General features: G+C 32.4%; 19 protein-coding genes. 4 read left to right on the top strand and 15 right to left on the bottom strand.

The window, feature by feature from the left end; genetic code table 11:
• Window positions 1–128 precede the first annotated feature (128 nt).
• From ACJAX4_RS13250 to ACJAX4_RS13230, 5 genes are all read right to left on the bottom strand, one after another.
• On the bottom strand, window positions 129–1292 hold the full coding sequence (locus ACJAX4_RS13250; RefSeq protein ID WP_435789937.1) for a recombinase family protein: 1164 nt from the start codon (window positions 1290–1292) through the stop codon (window positions 129–131).
• A gap of 146 nt (window positions 1293–1438) precedes the next feature.
• Complete coding sequence (locus tag ACJAX4_RS13245; RefSeq protein WP_435789936.1) at window positions 1439–1795, bottom strand: leucine-rich repeat domain-containing protein; 357 nt, start codon at window positions 1793–1795, stop codon at window positions 1439–1441.
• A gap of 343 nt (window positions 1796–2138) precedes the next feature.
• Window positions 2139–3887 (bottom strand): ABC transporter ATP-binding protein, encoded by a 1749-nt coding sequence (locus ACJAX4_RS13240; RefSeq protein WP_435789935.1) that lies wholly within the window; start codon window positions 3885–3887, stop codon window positions 2139–2141.
• Window positions 3888–3996: 109 nt separating this feature from the next.
• The gene (locus ACJAX4_RS13235) at window positions 3997–4236 is read right to left on the bottom strand and encodes a hypothetical protein (protein WP_435789934.1); all 240 of its coding nucleotides are present in this window, start codon (window positions 4234–4236) and stop codon (window positions 3997–3999) included.
• Window positions 4237–4426: 190 nt separating this feature from the next.
• The gene (locus ACJAX4_RS13230; RefSeq protein ID WP_435789933.1) at window positions 4427–4864 is read right to left on the bottom strand and encodes a hypothetical protein; all 438 of its coding nucleotides are present in this window, start codon (window positions 4862–4864) and stop codon (window positions 4427–4429) included.
• Window positions 4865–5199: 335 nt separating this feature from the next.
• Here ACJAX4_RS13230 and ACJAX4_RS13225 point away from each other — a divergent pair, with 335 nt between their 5' ends.
• Entirely contained in the window at window positions 5200–6381 is a 1182-nt protein-coding gene (locus tag ACJAX4_RS13225) for an MFS transporter (RefSeq protein ID WP_435789932.1), read from the top strand.
• A 118-nt stretch (window positions 6382–6499) separates the two neighbouring features.
• Here ACJAX4_RS13225 and ACJAX4_RS13220 read toward each other — a convergent pair whose 3' ends face one another.
• The gene (locus ACJAX4_RS13220) at window positions 6500–7111 is read right to left on the bottom strand and encodes a hypothetical protein (protein WP_435789931.1); all 612 of its coding nucleotides are present in this window, start codon (window positions 7109–7111) and stop codon (window positions 6500–6502) included.
• A gap of 203 nt (window positions 7112–7314) precedes the next feature.
• Here ACJAX4_RS13220 and ACJAX4_RS13215 point away from each other — a divergent pair, with 203 nt between their 5' ends.
• Window positions 7315–7407 (top strand): IS3 family transposase, encoded by a 93-nt coding sequence (locus ACJAX4_RS13215; protein WP_435789930.1) that lies wholly within the window; start codon window positions 7315–7317, stop codon window positions 7405–7407.
• Window positions 7408–7419: 12 nt separating this feature from the next.
• Here the strand turns inward: ACJAX4_RS13215 and ACJAX4_RS13210 are convergent, their stop codons facing one another.
• Both ACJAX4_RS13210 and ACJAX4_RS13205 read right to left on the bottom strand, forming a co-directional pair.
• Window positions 7420–7707, bottom strand: coding sequence for a putative quinol monooxygenase (locus tag ACJAX4_RS13210; RefSeq protein WP_435789929.1), 288 nt, complete (start codon window positions 7705–7707; stop codon window positions 7420–7422).
• Between the two features lie 43 nt (window positions 7708–7750).
• Window positions 7751–8257 carry a nitroreductase family protein gene (locus ACJAX4_RS13205; protein WP_435789928.1) on the bottom strand — a complete coding sequence of 169 codons (507 nt, stop codon included), beginning with the start codon at window positions 8255–8257 and terminating at the stop codon, window positions 7751–7753.
• Between the two features lie 218 nt (window positions 8258–8475).
• Here ACJAX4_RS13205 and ACJAX4_RS13200 point away from each other — a divergent pair, with 218 nt between their 5' ends.
• Complete coding sequence (locus ACJAX4_RS13200) at window positions 8476–8811, top strand: winged helix-turn-helix transcriptional regulator (protein WP_435789927.1); 336 nt, start codon at window positions 8476–8478, stop codon at window positions 8809–8811.
• Window positions 8812–8966: 155 nt separating this feature from the next.
• Here ACJAX4_RS13200 and ACJAX4_RS13195 read toward each other — a convergent pair whose 3' ends face one another.
• The 7 genes from ACJAX4_RS13195 to ACJAX4_RS13165 all read right to left on the bottom strand — a co-directional run bounded on the left by ACJAX4_RS13195 (window position 8967) and on the right by ACJAX4_RS13165 (window position 17918).
• Window positions 8967–9626, bottom strand: a complete 660-nt coding sequence (locus tag ACJAX4_RS13195; protein ID WP_435789926.1) for a hypothetical protein — start codon at window positions 9624–9626, stop codon at window positions 8967–8969.
• On the bottom strand, window positions 9623–10192 hold the full coding sequence (locus tag ACJAX4_RS13190) for an indolepyruvate oxidoreductase subunit beta (protein WP_435789925.1): 570 nt from the start codon (window positions 10190–10192) through the stop codon (window positions 9623–9625). The genes ACJAX4_RS13195 and ACJAX4_RS13190 overlap by 4 nt, the downstream gene beginning before the upstream one ends.
• 1 nt (window position 10193) lies before the next feature.
• Complete coding sequence (gene iorA / locus ACJAX4_RS13185; RefSeq protein WP_435789924.1) at window positions 10194–11978, bottom strand: indolepyruvate ferredoxin oxidoreductase subunit alpha; 1785 nt, start codon at window positions 11976–11978, stop codon at window positions 10194–10196.
• Window positions 11979–12260: 282 nt separating this feature from the next.
• The gene (locus ACJAX4_RS13180) at window positions 12261–14156 is read right to left on the bottom strand and encodes a sigma 54-interacting transcriptional regulator (protein ID WP_435789923.1); all 1896 of its coding nucleotides are present in this window, start codon (window positions 14154–14156) and stop codon (window positions 12261–12263) included.
• A gap of 96 nt (window positions 14157–14252) precedes the next feature.
• Complete coding sequence (locus ACJAX4_RS13175) at window positions 14253–15989, bottom strand: HD domain-containing phosphohydrolase (RefSeq protein ID WP_435789922.1); 1737 nt, start codon at window positions 15987–15989, stop codon at window positions 14253–14255.
• 21 nt (window positions 15990–16010) lie between these two features.
• The gene (locus ACJAX4_RS13170) at window positions 16011–17006 is read right to left on the bottom strand and encodes an ABC transporter substrate-binding protein (RefSeq protein WP_435789921.1); all 996 of its coding nucleotides are present in this window, start codon (window positions 17004–17006) and stop codon (window positions 16011–16013) included.
• A gap of 264 nt (window positions 17007–17270) precedes the next feature.
• Complete coding sequence (locus tag ACJAX4_RS13165; protein ID WP_435789920.1) at window positions 17271–17918, bottom strand: ankyrin repeat domain-containing protein; 648 nt, start codon at window positions 17916–17918, stop codon at window positions 17271–17273.
• Window positions 17919–18082: 164 nt separating this feature from the next.
• Here ACJAX4_RS13165 and ACJAX4_RS13160 point away from each other — a divergent pair, with 164 nt between their 5' ends.
• Window positions 18083–18703, top strand: coding sequence for a hypothetical protein (locus tag ACJAX4_RS13160; protein ID WP_435789919.1), 621 nt, complete (start codon window positions 18083–18085; stop codon window positions 18701–18703).
• Window positions 18704–18869: the final 166 nt, after the last annotated feature.

Here is an 18869-nt window from a genome sequence, read left to right as displayed (position 1 = left end):
ACTTGAATATAAGCGGTTATATTAAAACGCTCTCGCAGATTACTTTTTTCTAAATGAAACAATATTTTCATAAGAAAGTAAAAAAGCTTAGAAGGTTTTATTTCTAAGCTTTAAAATGTTTAATATCCTTATATATTCCACTTTAATTCCATTCCATCTTTAAATATAAAAATTATCTCCTGTTGCGAACGCACTACCACTTTTTCAATGGTGGCATTCCAAAGCTCCTCATCAAACTCTGATACTAACACATCTCTTTGCTCCAATTCTTTAATAAAAGCTACAGTGCTCTCACTCTTAGCACTTCTCTCAAGACGTTTATCATTTATTTCATCAAGTCCCTTTTTTATATTTTCATAACGGTCTGCGAGTGTTGTGTATCGCTCTTCATACTCAGCTCGGTCTAAAGCGCTGTGAGCATTTTCCTCCACACACTTTTGGAGAAGTTCAGTAACCACCTCAATTTCGCTCTGTAGCTTTACCCTCTCCTTATCAAGCTTTGAAGTATCGGTCAAGGCTTGAATTATAGCTTCATATCCTTGCAGTATTTCTTCTTTGTTTTCAAGTAGACTATTAAAGGCATCAGGGAAGGCTTGTTTTAAAGTATCCTCATAAAGATGAGGTGTGCTACACTTTTTATTATTTTTGAATTTTGCATTGCACTGCCAAATTACTTTACGATATTTACTAGTGGAGTGCCACACCTTACTTCCGTAGAAGCTACCGCACTCCCCACATACTATTTTGCCTGAAAAACACCCTCCGCCAGTTTTATAACCCTTGACGTTTTTGCGTTTCTTAAACTCATGTTGAACCAGGTCAAACACCTCTGGAGTAATAATTGCTGGATGGCTGTTTTCAACATAATACTGTGGAATTTCTCCCTCATTAATTTTCTTTTCTTTGGTAAGAAAGTCCACCGTAAAGGTTTTTTGAAGCATGGCAGCACCTTTATATTTTTCATTTTTAAGAATGCTTAGTACAGTACTTTGCTGCCAAACTTCCTTACCTGCTGGAGTTGAAATCTTATTTGCAGTTAAATGCTTTGCAATTCCTGATGGTGTCTTACCCTCAAGAAACTGTTTGTAAATCAACCTAACAACTACAGCCTGCTTTTCTACAATTTTAGGTATGCCATCTTCACCTTTTTCATAACCAAGGAACTGTCCATATGGCAGGCTAACTTTACCATCCGCAAACCTCTTGCGCTGGCCCCATGTAACGTTTTCACTTATAGATCTTGATTCTTCTTGGTGGAGGCGAGGGGTGTCGAACCCCTGTCCGAAAGCCAAAGAGCGATTTAGAGCAAATATGTCAGTACCGGAATTTCCGGCAGAAAAGAAAATTTGTTATGATGAATTGCAATATCACTATTATTTTACCTGCAATTCTTCCTTCAAAGGGTTACCTCCTGTCTAATATCCTAACTTGGTTAAATTTAATTCCAACCTACCTCCCAATCTTCTGGTGTAACTTCATGATAAAAATCAATTGGAGTATATTCAGTAATTTGATTGCTTTCTAATTCCAACCAACTCAATTTAGTCAAATCTCTTAGAGGTTCTAAATTAGTAATTTGATTATTTTGTAACATCAATCTCCTCAAATAAGTCAATTCACTTAAAGGTTCTAGATCTATAATTTGATTGTTCCCTAATTTCAACTCACGCAATTCAGTCAATCCTTTTAAAGATTCTATGTTGCTGATTTCGTTTTTAGATAAATCCACTATAATCAAGTTAGTTAGACCTTGCAAAGGTTCTATGTTACTTATTAAATTATCGTTTACTTGCAATGAATACAAGTTATGCTAATTTGATTATATGTTAAATCCAAATAATTCAAGTTAATCATATATTCTATTCCTGTAATATTACTAATGTTTTGAGAATAAGGCGATAATCTATTTATCATTTCAACATCACTTTTTAAAATATCCCCATTAGGTTTTTTAATTTTGTCTCTAATTATTTGTTCTAATTTTTTATCTGGAAATGTAACTGCTGTGTTGTTATCAATACTGGTCTGGATTGTATCAATATCATAAGTATCTAATGGGGTTACAGCATGTTTATTTTACAAATATATTTATTTATTATCAAAAATCTAAGTGTTTTAGTTTAAAAATCAGAAATCATCTATTTACTTATATGCTGAGTTTTATAAAGCTCAGCATAGACACCGTTTTCTTCTATTAAACATTCGTGATTTCCATCTTCAATAATATTTCCACTATCAAATACAAGAATTCTATCTGCATTTCTAACAGTAGATAATCTATGAGCAATAACAAAAGTTGTTCTGCCTATTATTAGACTATCAAAAGTTTCTTGTATTTTAGCTTCAGTAACACTATCAAGTGCAGAAGTTGCTTCATCTAAAATTAGGAATGGTGGATTTTTTAGAAATATACGGGCTATAGAAATACGTTGTTTCTGTCCACCAGAAAGCATTGCACCACGTTCTCCAACAAAAGTATTAAATCCATCAGACATAGCAAGAATATCATCATAAATCTCAGCCTGTTTTGCTGCTATTGCAACTTCCTTAGGGGTAGCATCAGGTCTACCGTATCTAATATTTTCAAGAATACTATCAGCAAAAAGAAATATCTCTTGTTCTACAACTCCAATATTTTTATGCAAAGATTCTTGTGTGACATTACGTATATCCATATGGTCAAGCAAAATTTTACCTTCATCAACATCATAGAACCTGGGAATCAATTTACATAATGTTGATTTTCCTCCGCCTGATTGTCCTACGACTGCAATTGTTTCGCCAGGACTTACGTGAAGAGAAATATTGTGCAGTACTTGAATTCCTTTTTTGTAGGAAAAGCTAATATTTTCAATATCTAATTCTCCTTTTATTCTACCTAGCTCTATAGCATTAGGAGCATCCTTCATTTCAGTTTCAGTACGCATCATATCTACAAAACGTACAAGTCCAGCTCCACCTTTTGCAAATAGTTCAGCAAAGTTTGAAAGCTTTCTAATTGGAGTTATAAAAGTAGTGATGTATAAAGTAAAAGTAATTAAATCAATTTGATTCATCTGCCCTTTCATAATTAATATACCACCTACTAAGATAACTGTTGCTGGCAAAATACAAAGGAAAAATTCCATAGTTGCATTGAAATATCCCATAGTCTTATAAAATTTGGTTTTAGATGTTTTGAAAGCATCATTTGATTCACTAAACTTATCAAATTCTGAATTTTCATTTGCAAATGATTTTGCTGTTTTCATGCCTGAAAGCCCTGATTCAATATTTACATTTATAGAAGCAGTTTTTTCTTTCACTTCCAGAGAAGCTTTTGACATTTCAGAACGTCTATACCATACAACTAATAAAAATATAGGCAAGATTAAAGCAATAACCAAAGTTAATTTCCACTGAATAGTAAATAAGATACCTAGTGACCCTATTATTGTCAAGGTGGATATAAAAACATCTTCAGGACCATGATGAGCAAGCTCAGTTATATCAAATAAATCTGCCGTAAGTCTACTCATTAGTTGACCTGTACGGTTTTTATCAAAGTATCCATAAGACAATTCCTGCATATGTTGAAATAAATCGCTTCTTATATCTGCTTCTACTAATACACCAAAAGAGTGGCCATAGTAGCTTATTATATAGTAGAAAAAAGCTCTTAATGTATAAGCAATTAGCATAATCACCATAATAGTTATAAAAGTTTTATAAGCATTAATAGGTAGTAGCTCATTTAGAGAATAACGAGTTATTGCTGGAAATGATAAGTCAATAACTGCAATTAAGAATGCACATGACATATCTAATATAAATAATTTTTTGTGTGGTTTAAAATATGAGAAGAATATTGAAACTAGAGATCTTTTTTGAAATTCTTTTGTATCCATTTTTGGTGTTTTCCTTTCCTTTATGCGTCTTGGTTTTTCTTTCAGTATAACATATTTATCTCCTGGTCAATCTAAATTATAATATTCAAAATTTACAATTGCTTTCTGTCTACTTAATTTTTACACTGTTGACACCATTACCACTATCTCCACGGCACCATCTGTGAAAACATATTCTATCTAAGTTATTCTCTTCTATTCCTTTGTTATCACCTCCTGCTTTGCCTTTACCACCAAGGGTTGATAAATCAACGGTTGTAGCTAATGTTCCATAAGTGGTTGATGGTTGTGTTCCATTTAGTTGACCTTCTATACTTTTAGCTCTATCTAATCCAAACGTTAGCATCATAGGAGTTGCCGCACTATACTCTTCATAAACTCTACTATCTTTACACTTTATTACCAACACTTAAAATTATGGTAAAATTAAAAAAGGTTTAATAACACTCATAGATTATTAGAGGGCGTTAAGCTAGTATTATAGTCATTGTTATGGGATGACCTATGGTAATTTAAGCGGAAGTTATTAGTTATAATCATTACCATTTAATTCTAATAAACTTTGAAAGTTGCTTACAGCCATCTGGATTAATTTTATTCACAATGGTTGTAGATTTCAGTAAAATGTTAACTTGTTCACCCAGTCTTTCTAGTTCATCTATTGACTTGACGTTAAATAACTGGGTTAAATCAGAAAAACAATTAACAACATCTTCATTGTCGCTATAAGTTGAGTGTATAGCCAAAGTGAGTATTTCCTGTGACATTGATAAAGAATCTTTTATTTGTTTATAATCAATAGTTTGAAAATCTGTATTATTTAAATAAAGTTGTAGGGACCCTATTCTTGTAAACATTTCTATATCGATATTATTTTGTTTTACTTTGTAAGTATTTATGGCTTTATACTGAGACCTGTTAAACATTAAAGAACTAATTAAGGCAATTATCATTAAAATAAAAATAATTTTTTTCATATTTCATCTCCTCTGTATGTTATTACTAATAATAACATACCTTCCAATATGAGAAGGATATTTTCTGAAAATTGTTCGCTACCTTTATAAGTAGCAATTCTTGTATTTCTGTGAAATAGGGTGAATGTCCCTTGTCCAGATTGAGCCCAATAATAATTGTCCTCTATAGTCATATCAAATTTATGTCCTGCGCCATATGAAACCTATTTCTTAAAAAGGGTTGATTACATACCTTGTAGGGGTATATAATAAGACGTACTGTTTAATAGAAATGTCCTATTCATTAAATTTAAACTTATAACATTCCGCATATAACTAAACGAGGGGGCAGAATTTTGAAAGAAACAAGAAAGCAAAGATCAACTACTTATTTTACTAAATTAATAGCAGTGTCCGTTGGACATTTTTTCAATGATTTGTATATGAACTTAATTCCACCTATTTTGTTTTTATTTGTTCAAGAACTCGGATTGAGCCTATCAGAGCAAGCTTTCATTGCTTTTGTAATTACAAGCAGCGGTTCTTTTGCTCAGCCAATTATCGGATATTTTGTTGATAAGCGAGGGAAGCCATGGCTTGTGATTCTTTCCTTAGTATGGATTTCCTTTTGGATGTCCATCTCTGGAATAATTACAAATTATTATTTATTAGTTATTATACTAGGACTAGGAGCCTTAGCATCTGCATTATTTCATCCATTAGGTTCAGCTATGGCAGTAAAGCTCGGCAAAAAATCAAGAGGGAAAAGCTTATCTGTTTTTATGACTATTGGAGGCTTTGCTGCTTCCGTATCGCCAATGATTGCTATTCCTATTGTAAAAGCCCACGGACTAAAAGTACTAGTATTTTTCATGATTCCTGGTATTTGGGTTGCCTTATTTCTATACCTAGCCCAGGTTCAAAATATGGACATGAACCAAATTCAAGTGAATAAGGAAAAGAAACGTGAAAAATTTGATTTCCACTCTGCAAAGTGGGTTTCTGTATTAGTATTTATTTCAACCAACAAAGTACTAATTAAAATTTTCTTGATTACCTTTGGCGCACAGATTATGCTATCGAAGCAGGTTGATATTAAGATTGCAGGAGTAATATTGTCTGTTTATTTATTAGCTAATTCTCTTGGTACTATTATAGGTGGCTACTTAAATGATATAATCGGAAGTAAAAAAGTATTAGTGCTATTTAATGTACTAGCACCCTTATGTATGATGTCAATTGTGTTCACTACTGGTGTTGCAATGGTTATTGGCTTTTTATTCATGGGACTTACCTTAAGTGGAACGAATACTGCTAATATTGTAATGGCCCATGAGTTAATGCCAGAGAATTTAAATGTTGCAACAGGATTAATTATGGGACTATCTGGAGGGCTAGGAGGAATTCTTATGCTTTTATTTGGGAAAATAGCAGATATCCAGGGATTGATTACCAGTGCTTCTTATTTATTAATACCTCTAGTAGTGGTAACCTTACTTACTATTTTATTACCAAATGAAAAACCTAGGGCAAGTTAAAATATGAGTAGGTAGTTTTGAATTGGATTAAAAAGCGGGCTGTTGCCTCGACGTAATTTGCGAGAATAGTTTTTAATGTCCCAGTTGATAAATATATAATAAATTTAAAATATAGTTCTTATCTATATATTGTTTTAGCTAAATCTGAAGCATGCTGTGTAGCTTCAACTTGCTTTCCATCTATCGTAAATCTAACTGCATTAATCCAATAACCTTTATATTCTCTTTGAAGTACATTTTCTATAAGGGTATACTCAGTAATCTCCCCCCCTAATGAACCTTGCATACTTTGTTCCCAATAGTTCTTATCTCCTCCTAAATTTATAACAGCTATCTTTTTATATTTTACAGTTTCTATAGTCTTTAACTCCAACGGTTTTCCATCAAAATACTTAGTTGATATAGTGCTAAGTATTTTCTTTATATTATCAGCAACCCCCATACCTGCTGTTTTAATCTCTTCTTCACTTACAACTTTATAATTAGCATTTTTAGTTACTATCTTAAATATTCTCTCAGTTTTATCTGGTTTATCAATATTACTTTCTACTTTATCTGCGGTTTTTGCTTCTAAGTCTGCTTTCTCCTCATAATCTTTCTTGTCTTTAGATACCTGAATATCATTATTAATTTGATTTTTTTCTGTTATATTGCTATTTTTAGCTCCTGTGCATCCAACAAGCACTATAGTAATAATTCCAATTAATCCAGCTAAAAAAAAATTTCTCATATTCATTTCTCCCTTTTAAATAGCTTTTTAACATTAAAACGATATAATTCTCGTATCCTCTCTATAATCATGGTATTCATCATCTTTATTATTAATGCCTGTAGACACCCGTAAAGACATATACATATATTTATATACCGAGAGATTACAAAAAATATTAAAAGGCCTTAGCCCGCATATCAGGGGAAATTGTTTATAGTTATATGACTTATTATAATAATGACAGATACCTGTGGGGATTAAATAAAATGAGCCCTGCTCAATGCAGAACTCATTTGCTTTTCACTAGTATCTAAATTTATAATCTCTTAAATCACCTTTTTGCAAATATTCAGTTCAGGCTTTTGATCCATACATTCACTCATTTGTGAAACAATCTTTTTAAAATGCTCTGAAGACATATGCTTATTCAGGGCTTCAATTGTTTCCCACTCTTCTACCATGATTAAAATACTGGGATTTTTCTCATCCTGATACATTTCATACTTTATACAGCCGTCCTCTTTCACTGTTGATTCTACTAATATCTTTGCTAACTCTAAAACTTTCTCAATTTTATTTTCTTTAGCAAAGTTTTTCGCTATAACCTTTATCATAAAATTTCACTCCTCAATTTATCATTTTTTTATAATTAATTATTTATTTCCAATTTTCATAATGAACTCTTGATGCATCAAATCTATCTATAAATTCATTTTTCTGATTATCCGGATATCCTACCGGAATTAATGCAAAAGGTTCAATACCTTCGGGCAAACCAAACATGTCCTTTATATAATCCATTCTTTCTTGGACAGGTGCAATTCCAATCCAAACTGCCCCAAGTTCTAGATGTACTGCTTCTAAAAGTAGATTTTCTGCAGCAGCTCCCATATCTTGCGGTATACAAGGAGGGAACACCACTCCTTCTGTTCTTGATAAAAGAACAATTGTAACTGCTGAATTTGCAACCATTTTTGAATATGGACTTGCATTAGATAAATTTTTTAACTTGTCCTTATCTTCAACTACTATAAATTCCCAAGGCTGTTGATTTGCTGCTGATGGTGCCTGCATTGCCGCTTTTAAAAGTTTTTCAATTTTTTCCTTTGCAACTGGCTTATCCTCATATGTTCTTATGCTTCTTCTCTTAAAAATCGCTTCCATTTATAATATCTCCTTATAAAACAAATTTTTATTTTCTCCTGTTTAGTGAAAATCCAAATCTTAATTTGAAATCCTTATTACCCATCAAGTAATATTGTTTTTTTACCTACTGTATGATACTATTATACTACAACATACATAAATAACAAGTACGCACTTTTTTATCATATAGTATACAAAAGGATACCATGTAATTTAAAAAATATGGAGGTTATAAAATGTCAATTTTGAAGGATAAATACAATTGTTCAATGGAACTAACTATGGATTTAATCGGCGGTAAATGGAAAATTAGAATTCTTTGGTATCTAAATATGGGTACTAAAAGATATTCTGAACTCAAAAAATCAATTCCTGATATTACCCCAAAAATGCTTACAACTCAACTCCGAGAAATGGAACGTGATAATTTGATTAGACGGAAAGTATATCCAGTAGTGCCACCAAAGGTTGAATATTCTATAACTGAATATGGAAAAAGTTTACAAAATACGCTTGAGGAAATGTGCAAATGGGGCAATAAATATGCTATTGATCATGATATTGAATTATAGGACCTAAATTAATGTGAGGATGTCTCAAAAGTATATTTGTGACATCCTCTGTTTTATATGTAAAAAAAGAGCTGCCTCAAAATAGAAATTACTTTCTATTTTGAGGCAGCTCTTTTCATTCTCCCCAGGAGTTATTTCAACATGGCCGTAAATAATTACATAGGTTGAACCGATTTTTGTTTTTTAGCAATAGTAAGTAAGATACCTAATGCTATAGACAAAAATGCTGAGGCAATAACTCTATACTGTACTGGTAGCAAAAATACTGCCGTGTGTGCAGGTATCCAGAAAAACGGACATGTTTTAATCCAAGTAAACTCCACCAATGAATGCCAATCATTTTTATCAATTATCTCACTCATTGTAACTTTTCCACCATTTTTCTCATATTTAATATTTATATACATATCTGTAAATCTATGAAAAACCATCATCATAGGTCCAAAAGTAAGATTCATAATCGCACTACCGAAAAATGCCTGTGCGAGTACTGAACCACTAAATGGCAATTTACCAGATGCTTGTGCTGCAGCTACTCCACCCATGTATACAGTAAATACGAGTGTAATCATTAAACCTATAACTCCCCATATAATAACTTTATACATAACTCCCTTAGGAATAACCCAATCACCTTTTAAAATTCTTGCTCCAAGTAAATCTCCCATAGTGGCAAGTATTCCAAACTTAATAAATCCTCCTATATATGGATGCGCCTCAGTAGCACCGATAAATGCCTCTCGCGTTGCTGGGACTACCAAGATAACTACCCAAATTAATAGCAGCGCCACCCATAAAAGATCTCCTTTCTTCATGCGAGGCTCATTCCAACTTCAAAAGCCTTTAAGTTAAGTTCAATAAATTTCGGCTTAACATTATCCTTTATTATCTTCTTCCAATCTATATCTTCAAGTTCCATTGCCTTTACTAGAGTTCCTAGTAGAATAACATTCATAACCTTTGCATTTCCAAGTTCTTTCGCGTGTTTTGCAGCATCTACTACCGTCGTCTGAACTTTGGAACTCAGTTCTTCAATAATTCCTAACGGATAATCAACTTTTCCAGAAAGAATTGGCATGGAGTCCATTTCATAATCATTAACTATAACCTTTCCTTCTGGCTTTAAGTATTTAAGCCATCTCATAGCTTCCATTTTTTCAAAAGAAACTAATATATCAGCTCCTCCCATTTCTATTACAGGAGATTGTACATCCTCTCCATATCTAACCTGAGACGAAACCGATCCACCTCTTTGAGACATTCCATGTATTTCGCTCATTTTAACATCGTATCCTGCTTCCATTAAGCCTGTTGTTAAAAGTTTACTGGCAAGAATAGTACCTTGACCACCTACTCCAACTAACATTATATTTTTTGTCATATTATTTTACCTCCTTGGAAATTGCACCTACTGGACATACTTGTTCGCATACTCCACAACTAACACATGGACCCTTATCTATACTAGATTTTTTAGTTGTTTTATCAAAGGATAATGCTGGGCATCCCGTTTTAAGGCATTTTTTACATCCTATACACTTATCTTCATCAACCACACAGTTACCTTGGAAAGCACCTGCAAATTCTTCTTTGTCTTCTTTAGAGAATTTTTTTAACACACAAGGCCATCTAGTAATTATCACTGATGCTTCGTTTAACGCGTAAGCCCAATCTATAGTCGCTTTCATATCTTTTAGGTCATTAGGATTTACTACTCTTACGTTTTTAATCCCACAAGCTTTTACAAGTGCTTCTATATCAACCGTTTCTGTTTCTAATCCTTGTAGTGTATATCCTGTTCCTGGATTTTCTTGATGTCCTGTCATACCCGTAATTCTATTATCTAAAATTACATTTATAGAATTACCTTTATTATAAACAACATCTAATAATGAGTTAATTCCAGTATGGAAGAATGTAGAGTCTCCGAGTACTGATACTACTCGAGTTTCATTATCCTTTTTCATATTAAATACTTGCTGTGCTCCATGTCCCATACTAATACTAGCACCCATACATACTGACCAATCCATAGCATTATATGGCTCAGCGAAGCCTAGTGTATAACATCCTATATCTCCAGATATTACAGTATTTTTTCTCTTACTGATTTCGTAAAAGAAACCTCTGTGAGGGCATCCTGCACATAGAGTTGGCGGTCTTGCAACGACTTTACATTCATCATATTCTATAGTTTCTTCGCTCTTACCGTAAACCGATTTTCTAATTACATCTGGAGTCATTTCTCCGTTGTATGGAAAAGTATTTTTCCCAAAACATTCTATTCCCATCATTTTTAATTCATTTTCAATTATTGGATCATTTTCTTCAATTACATATATTTTATCAACTTTTGAAGCAAAGTCTTTCATCATCGCTTTAGGAAGCGGATTTGTAAATCCAAGTTTTAAATAAGATGCATTATTACCAAAGACTTCTTTAGCAAATTTGTAAGAACATCCAGATGCAACTACACCTATTTTTGTATCATTTAATTCCATATAATTTAAAGGTGTATTGTTCGAAAACTCTTCCAATTTATTTAGTCTCTCTTCTACTTTTACTCTAAGCTTGGTTGAATGGGCTGGAACAGGTATATATTTTGTTATATCCTTAACATATTCCTTTAATGGAACGTCACGTCTATCTTCGCATTCAACTATTCCCTTAGAATGACAAAGTCTAGTAGTAATTCTAAAAAGTACTGGACTATCATATTTTTCACTAATTTCAAGTGCATCTTTAATCATATCTTTTGCTTCTTGACTGTCAGATGGCTCAAACATTGGTATTTTAGCAAATCTTGCATAGTTTCTATTATCTTGTTCGTTCTGTGATGAATGCATACCTGGTTCATCTCCAGATACTATAACAAGTCCACCATTAACTCCGGTATAAGCATTTGTAAAAAGTGGATCTGCTGCAACATTAAGACCGACATGCTTCATAGCAGCTATTGATCTAGCCCCTGCAAAAGACGCTCCAATTACTGCTTCTACTGCAACCTTTTCATTTGTAGCCCACTCAGCTAATATATCCTCTTTATATAAAGCAATATTTTCTAATATCTCAGTACTAGGTGTTCCTGGATATGCCGATGCAAACCTTACCCCTGCTTCATATGCTCCACGTGCAATAGCTTCGTTTCCTGTTAGTAATTTTTTCATAATTCCACTCCTCTTTTTTTACCTATCATCATAAATTTTTACATTCTTATTTAATTGCAGCAGCAGATAATACTATTGATAAATATTTTTCTTCAGCTGATGATCCTTTTGAAGTCAAAATAGTAGTTCGAAAATTTAACCGTATACAGTTATACTAGCAAGAATAATGCCAAAACAAATACAGGCCTGAGGGCCTGTATTTTGGTAATATATTTTTAAATTTAAAAATAACACGTTTTCTTATGTTAACACTTTGTTATCTTTAGTTTACATACATCTAATTTAAGATTTTGTCTTTTTCCATAAAGCAGTTCTACTTATTCCCAATTGTTTTGCCATTTCTGTTTTTGACATTCCACTACTTGCAAGCATATCTATTACTTTTTCCTCAACGTATCGGTTAATTTCTTTTAAGTCTACCACTTTTTCACTAGTAAGTTTTGGGGCTTCATTTATAAATTGGTTACCAGTCTCAATGATTTCTAAATCATCTAAATCGTCTAAATCCACTTCTTTAAATATTACATATCTTTGTGCAATGTTTCTAAGTTCCCTCACATTGCCAGGCCAAGAGTATTTGACTAATTTTTTCTCAAGTTCACTATCTACTCTCATTCCATCAGTTTCATCATCCAGTTTTTTTAGATAGTGCTTAAAGAGCGGAAGCACATCCATTTTTCTTTCCCGAAGTGGTGGTATATGGAGTTCCAATATATTTAAACGATAGAATAAGTCCCTTCTGAAATTTCCAGCGTAAGCTTTTTTCTTCAACTCCTCATTTGCTGCAGATATGATTCTAACATCTAAAGGAATTACATAGTCAGAACCTAACCTCATTACTTCCTTCTCCTCTAAAACACGTAGTAACTTAGCTTGAAGATTAAGGGAAACACTGTTAATTTCATCCAAAAATATGGAGCCGCCATGAGCTAGTTCAAATAACCCAGGTTTGCCCCCTTTCCTTGCACCCGTAAATGCGCCCTCTTCATATCCAAAAAGTTCACTTTCTAGTAAGCTCTCTGATATTGCTGCGCAATTAATAGCAACAAATGGTTCGTTTTTTCTACTGCTAATATTATGAATACTTTGCGCAACCATCTCTTTACCGGTTCCACTTTCTCCATAAATCATTACAGTACTATCAGTTAAACCAATTTTTCTTGCTTTTGCCAAAGTATTTTTCATAACGGGGTCATAAGTAATAATATCTTGAAATTTGTACTTCGTAACAAGACCCTTCTTATTAAGTTCGTACCTTATCTTCTTTTCCAATTTTTGTAGCTTAGTTATGTCCTGGAAGGAGCACAAAACACCATGAATGTTCCTATCCACCTCTAATATAGACGTATTTGCCGCAATAACTATTTTTTTAAGAACTTTAATTTCATTGTATCTATTTATTTTATTTTCCATCACATCCATTATAAATCCAAGCTCAGGATAAACATCTAATAATTGCTTATCCACTACATCACTGCTATCTTTTTTTAATAGTTCCTTAGCTCTTTCATTATACAATATAATTTTACCTTCTTGATCTACTGCAACTACAGCATCATGAACTCCATCCAAGATGGTTTTTAGAATCTCATTTTTATATTTCTGTTCATATAAGTTGTCTACAAGTTCTCTAGCATACGTGATTACTTCATGAATCGACTCATTACTGGCACCTAAATGAACAAATTCCATGCCTAACCTTTGAGCATAGCTGCAAGGAATTCCACCCCCAACTATTATTACCTTCTCCTTTTTATATAAATACTTATTTACACGTCCCTCAATTTCTTCTTTATAGCTAAACCTCTCAATTATGACATTGCTACTTATCATACTTTTCCATTCCTCATAATCAAAGTACTCTATATCCGATATAATTAGTACTATATCCTTATTAGCTACGCTTGCAGTCTTTATTGAAAACAAAATATCTAATGTAGTTATCTTTAACTGTATGACAGGAATATTCACCTTGCCTACAGTAAACCTATAACCGCCACTTCTCGCTATAATAGCTTTGGCACCCTTATTTTCTAATATCTTTCCTTGTTTTTCTATATTATCAGGATCTAATATATCTATAATAATCTTTCCTTGCTCTACATCGTCTCTATACAATTCTATTATACTTTTTTCTAGTTCTTTATCAGAAGCAATTACTCCAATTTTTTTATCCATATGTGTTCTCCTTAATCTTTGATATACTATATATTATATCAAATTTCTAAGAGATTTAAATCAGATTCGGAATAAAATTATCCTTAGATTGGAAAATTACTGATTTATATCTTTTAAACTATCCTTTATTTCCCTAATTTCATCGAGGTTTTCTAGAAATATATCGACTATTTTAGGATCAAATTGTTTACCCCTTTGTTCCTTAATATAATCAATTATTCTATCCCATTCCCACTTTTCCTTATAAACACGTTCTGTTCCTAATGCATCAAATACATCCGTTAGAGCAACAATTCTACTATAAACTTCTATTTCCTCACCACTTATGCCCCTTGGATAACCTGTGCCATTATATTTTTCATGATGTTCACGGGCAATTCTTGATGCGATTTTCAAAATTGGCTTGCTAGAATTTGATAAAAGTTCGTACCCTATAACAGTATGCGTTTTCATAATTTCAAATTCTTCCTCCGTGAGTTTACCCGGCTTTAATAATACACAATCTGGAATTGATATCTTCCCAATATCATGAAGCGTAGAAGCCATTTTTAACATCTCTGCATCCTCTTCAGGAATACCATACTTCATAGCTATGAGTTTTGAATAATAAGCAACCCTGCTAATATGATTACCTGTTTCCTGAGAGCGAGCTTCTGTAACATCTCCTAACTTAAATACTATTTCATTTTGAGTATCTATGTTATCCTTAATAAGAAGCTTTATGCTTGAAATCATATCATTGAATCCTGTAGCTATGCCAGCTATTTCATCAATATTGTTATCTGAGAGCTCAACATCAAGATTTCCACTTTGCGCTTCATCCATAATATTTTTTAATTTCCTTAATGGTGATGATATGCTAGACGATATTATAAAAGAAAACGGCACCGCACATACCAAACACATTAATCCAATAAATACTATATTCCACATTAAGTTTTTTGATTCTGACTGAAGGTATGCATATGGAATAGTGCTTACAATAAACCAATCACAATTTTCTATACTATTATAGGCTACCAATCGCTTTTCACCCATTATATCTAATGAAAAACTATTATTTTTCACTTTATTGTTGTTTAAAATCTCTTTCATAAGTTCTTTTTCTGAATACTCTTTATTTATAGGTATTTTAGATGCGTTATTGCTAGAAACTATTTTTCCTTTTGAATTCATTATAAAAACATCTGCATTGTCTCCAATATTCAACTGTTTACAAATATCTGAAATATATGCTTCCTTAAACGTTAATATTAGTGTACCAATTCTTGCGCCACTTATATTGTTGTTTATAATCTTCGCAACTGATATTTCAAAATTACCATTTGAATCCTTAATAAGTTTATAATTATATTTATAACCTTCATCTTTAAATTCATTATAAATATCAACAAGCTGGTTTTTATTATAATAATTTTGACCTGAGCCAATTATTGTATTCATATCAGTAATAATATTTATACTTGTTATATCCAAAGGAGCACTAAATCCTGAAAGTCTCATTTTTTCTACAAATAAAGAACGTATATCATCTTCTATATTAAACTTTTCATTACTGTCTAGTTTTACATAATTAGTCAGACCATTCTGTATTTCTTCAGACATAGAAATCTCTTCACATAAACCCTCTTTAAATGTCAATTCAGTTTTTAAATTTTCACTAACATCCTTCATAATTTGAGATAAATATATTTGGATCTTAGTCTGAATAGAATCATTTGATTTTTTATAACTAAGCAAACTTGTAACCGCTAAAGGCAAAAATGATAATAATAAAAATGAGACCATAAGTCTTGTATGAATTTTTATACTCCTTATTTTTATGTGCACCACTATCGCCTCTTTTATTTAAATTTAATCATATAATAAAGTCTTCAATTTTTCGTCATCCACATTAGTCTTGTCATACCATTTATATCCTATATCTATATTTTTAGGTAGCGTTTCACCTTTTAAAACCTTAACTGCAGCCTCAACAGCTTTGTACCCTACCATTACAGGGTCTTGTGTGATTGCACCAATCATTACTCCACTTCTTACTGCATTTTTTTGAAATTTACCAGCATCAAATCCTACAATTACAATTTTTCCAATTTTATTTTTTTCAGTTATACCATTAATTAGCCCATACGCTGAACCTTCATTTGTTGCAAATATGCCCTTTATATTGGGGTGCTTTTCAATAATTGTTTCCGTAATCTTTTTAGACATACCATGATCACCATTACCATACTTTACATCTACAACCTCTATCCTAGGGTATTTTTCCTTAATTCGATTTAAGAAACCATCGCGACGCTGCGTACCTGTAGTACTTACAGCATCATGACATATAACAGCAATCTCACCCTTTTGAGCTATTGCAACCGCCATTTTGTCTGCTGCTAAGCTACCCGCGGAATTATTGTCAGTAGCCACAGTGGTAACTAAAATATCACTATTTACACCTGAATCAAACCCAATAACAGGAATATTTAAAGATTTAGCTTTCTCAAGTTCATGTATAACTGCTTTGCTATTAACTGCAGCTAAAACAAGGGCATCAGGATTCCTACTAAGGGCTGAATCAATCATTTCAATTTGCTTATTAACAGCAATATCTGCTTCAGGGGCTTCAACAGTTATTCTGATATTATAGTCCTTAGCTGCTTTTTCCGCTCCCATTTTAACAGATTGCCAGTACTGTTGTTCCCATCCCTTAGAAATAACGGGAATATAAATTTGTTTTTCGGCATCATTTTTTACTGATTCACCATTCTTTATACTAGTCGTTGATACGCTACAGCCAAACAATAAAAATATACCTAGCATTAGGCACGCAAAAACAGTAAGTGTTTTCCTAACGTTCATTTGATCATCTCCCTTATGCCTTTTTATCCCTTAGCTGCAGCTTTAAATATACATTTCAATACAAATCCAGGATAAACTTACATCATTCTATATTTATTAATTGCATACCAAATCGCACCCATAACATCAGAAACTTTGACAATTAATATATCGTCTATAATTGTCAAAACTTGACGGATTCTTAATAATTAACCTTCAAGAAATAAATCATTTCGTACTGATTGACATACAAAGTCATTTTGTCGAAAAAGGAGAGCTGTCTTTTCACGACAGCTCTCCTTTTTTAATGTTCTTTGCACCGTATTTTATTAAAATACCCCTGATTTTTTCATTTTTACAATAATCCAGTGGAGTTAAGTCTGTAGAATTTTTTGAGTTAATATCAAATCCACTACTAATGAGAACTTTTAAGAATTCTTCAAAATGCTCATCAGAACAGTTGATATAGTCATCGTGAAGAAGTGTATTTTTGTATTTGTCCCTTATATTAATATCTGCTCCATATTTTATAAGAAGAGTAAGAAGCTCCACAGAGTAATTAAAATTGCAGTGAAATATCGGGGTCTTACCGGATATGTTTACTGCATTAACTTTAGCTCCTTTTTTAAGTATCATAGTTATTACATCTATCTGTGGGTTTCCTCTTGCACAAAGTTTATGAAGAGGAGTTTCTAAAAATTCACTGTGATGACTGTTAATATCAGCACCATTATTTATTAAAAACTCAATTACTTCAAAATAGTTATTTTCACTATTATTAATGGCATGATGAAGTATACTTTCCAGTTTAAAATCAGAATCTAAATCCTTAGGTCCATTCAAATAATCCTTTATTTCATCTATCTTACCTTCTTCAATATATCTATAAATTGTGTTAGGTTCTGTAAAGAATATCTTACCGAATATTTTCATATTGTATACCTTCGCCTCCCTTTTTCATTTCTTCTATTATACCATTGCTTAACATTTTCCCGCCACCTTAATATTTATAATATTATTTTTAATCTTATATAGAATATTAGTACATAGAATATGATAAGTAAATCATTTATAAATAATGTTAATGAGGTGGTATTTTGATTAATAAAAAAATTTTAACTGGCAATGAAGCAATAAGTAGAGGTTTCTTCGAAGGTGGCGGAATGATTGCTACCAGTTATCCGGGATCACCTACTGTACAAATTTTAGATTCTTTAAAACAATATAAAGATATTTATAGTGACTGGGGAACTAATGAAAAAGTATCAATGGAAATTGCAATGGGTGGTAGTATCGCTGGTGCAAGAGCAATGGTTTCTATGAAACATGTAGGAGTGAACATTGCAAGTGACCCCTTTATGACATTTACCCAAACAAAAACAAAGGGAGGCCTCATATTAGTTGTAGGGGATGATCCTGGTCTTTCAAGTTCACAAAATGAACAGGATAGTAGATTTTGGGGTAAGTTTGCTAATATCCCCATTTTAGATCCAAGCAATCCTCAAGAAGCTAAAGATTTTACAATGCTAGGGTTGAAAATTAGTGAGAAATTCAATACGCCAGTTCTTATCAGAATGATGAGTCGCTTATGTCATTCCAGAGCAGCGGTAGAACTCGGTGACCGTGAAAACTTAATTCCAGAGGGATTTGTACCAGAACAGGGGCGATACAGTATGCTTCCCCCCTATTCTAATGGAGCTCTCACGGAAACTCTTTAGAGCCTGTGATTACTCGTTTGTAGTATCATTAATTTTTGTTAATCCCCCCATTTTTTTTGAATAAAACGCTTGACAAGTCTGTAAAATTTTGAAAATCTCCTCCTAAAGACATGTTTTCAAAGGAGGATTATTTTATGCTTAAAAACTGGGGCACTCATGCTGATTA

Source organism: Clostridium sp., from assembly GCF_051278035.1.
Taxonomy (GTDB): Bacteria; Bacillota; Clostridia; order Clostridiales; family Clostridiaceae; genus Clostridium_AD.
The sequence above is the reverse complement of the archived record's forward strand: the minus strand, read 5'-3'. Positions and strand labels throughout refer to the sequence as shown.

Coding starts and splice junctions, on each gene's coding strand:
- ACJAX4_RS13235 (WP_435789934.1), bottom strand. CDS start 4,236: ATGATGCTAACGTTTGGATTAGATAGAGCTAAAAGTATAGAAGGTCAA.
- ACJAX4_RS13215 (WP_435789930.1), top strand. CDS start 7,315: ATGACTTATTATAATAATGACAGATACCTGTGGGGATTAAATAAAATG.
- ACJAX4_RS13230 (WP_435789933.1), bottom strand. CDS start 4,864: ATGAAAAAAATTATTTTTATTTTAATGATAATTGCCTTAATTAGTTCT.
- ACJAX4_RS13205 (WP_435789928.1), bottom strand. CDS start 8,257: ATGGAAGCGATTTTTAAGAGAAGAAGCATAAGAACATATGAGGATAAG.
- ACJAX4_RS13210 (WP_435789929.1), bottom strand. CDS start 7,707: ATGATAAAGGTTATAGCGAAAAACTTTGCTAAAGAAAATAAAATTGAG.
- ACJAX4_RS13220 (WP_435789931.1), bottom strand. CDS start 7,111: ATGAGAAATTTTTTTTTAGCTGGATTAATTGGAATTATTACTATAGTG.
- ACJAX4_RS13170 (WP_435789921.1), bottom strand. CDS start 17,006: ATGAACGTTAGGAAAACACTTACTGTTTTTGCGTGCCTAATGCTAGGT.
- ACJAX4_RS13165 (WP_435789920.1), bottom strand. CDS start 17,918: ATGAAAATATTCGGTAAGATATTCTTTACAGAACCTAACACAATTTAT.
- ACJAX4_RS13240 (WP_435789935.1), bottom strand. CDS start 3,887: ATGGATACAAAAGAATTTCAAAAAAGATCTCTAGTTTCAATATTCTTC.
- iorA (WP_435789924.1), bottom strand. CDS start 11,978: ATGAAAAAATTACTAACAGGAAACGAAGCTATTGCACGTGGAGCATAT.
- ACJAX4_RS13200 (WP_435789927.1), top strand. CDS start 8,476: ATGTCAATTTTGAAGGATAAATACAATTGTTCAATGGAACTAACTATG.
- ACJAX4_RS13195 (WP_435789926.1), bottom strand. CDS start 9,626: ATGAAGAAAGGAGATCTTTTATGGGTGGCGCTGCTATTAATTTGGGTA.
- ACJAX4_RS13180 (WP_435789923.1), bottom strand. CDS start 14,156: ATGGATAAAAAAATTGGAGTAATTGCTTCTGATAAAGAACTAGAAAAA.
- ACJAX4_RS13190 (WP_435789925.1), bottom strand. CDS start 10,192: ATGACAAAAAATATAATGTTAGTTGGAGTAGGTGGTCAAGGTACTATT.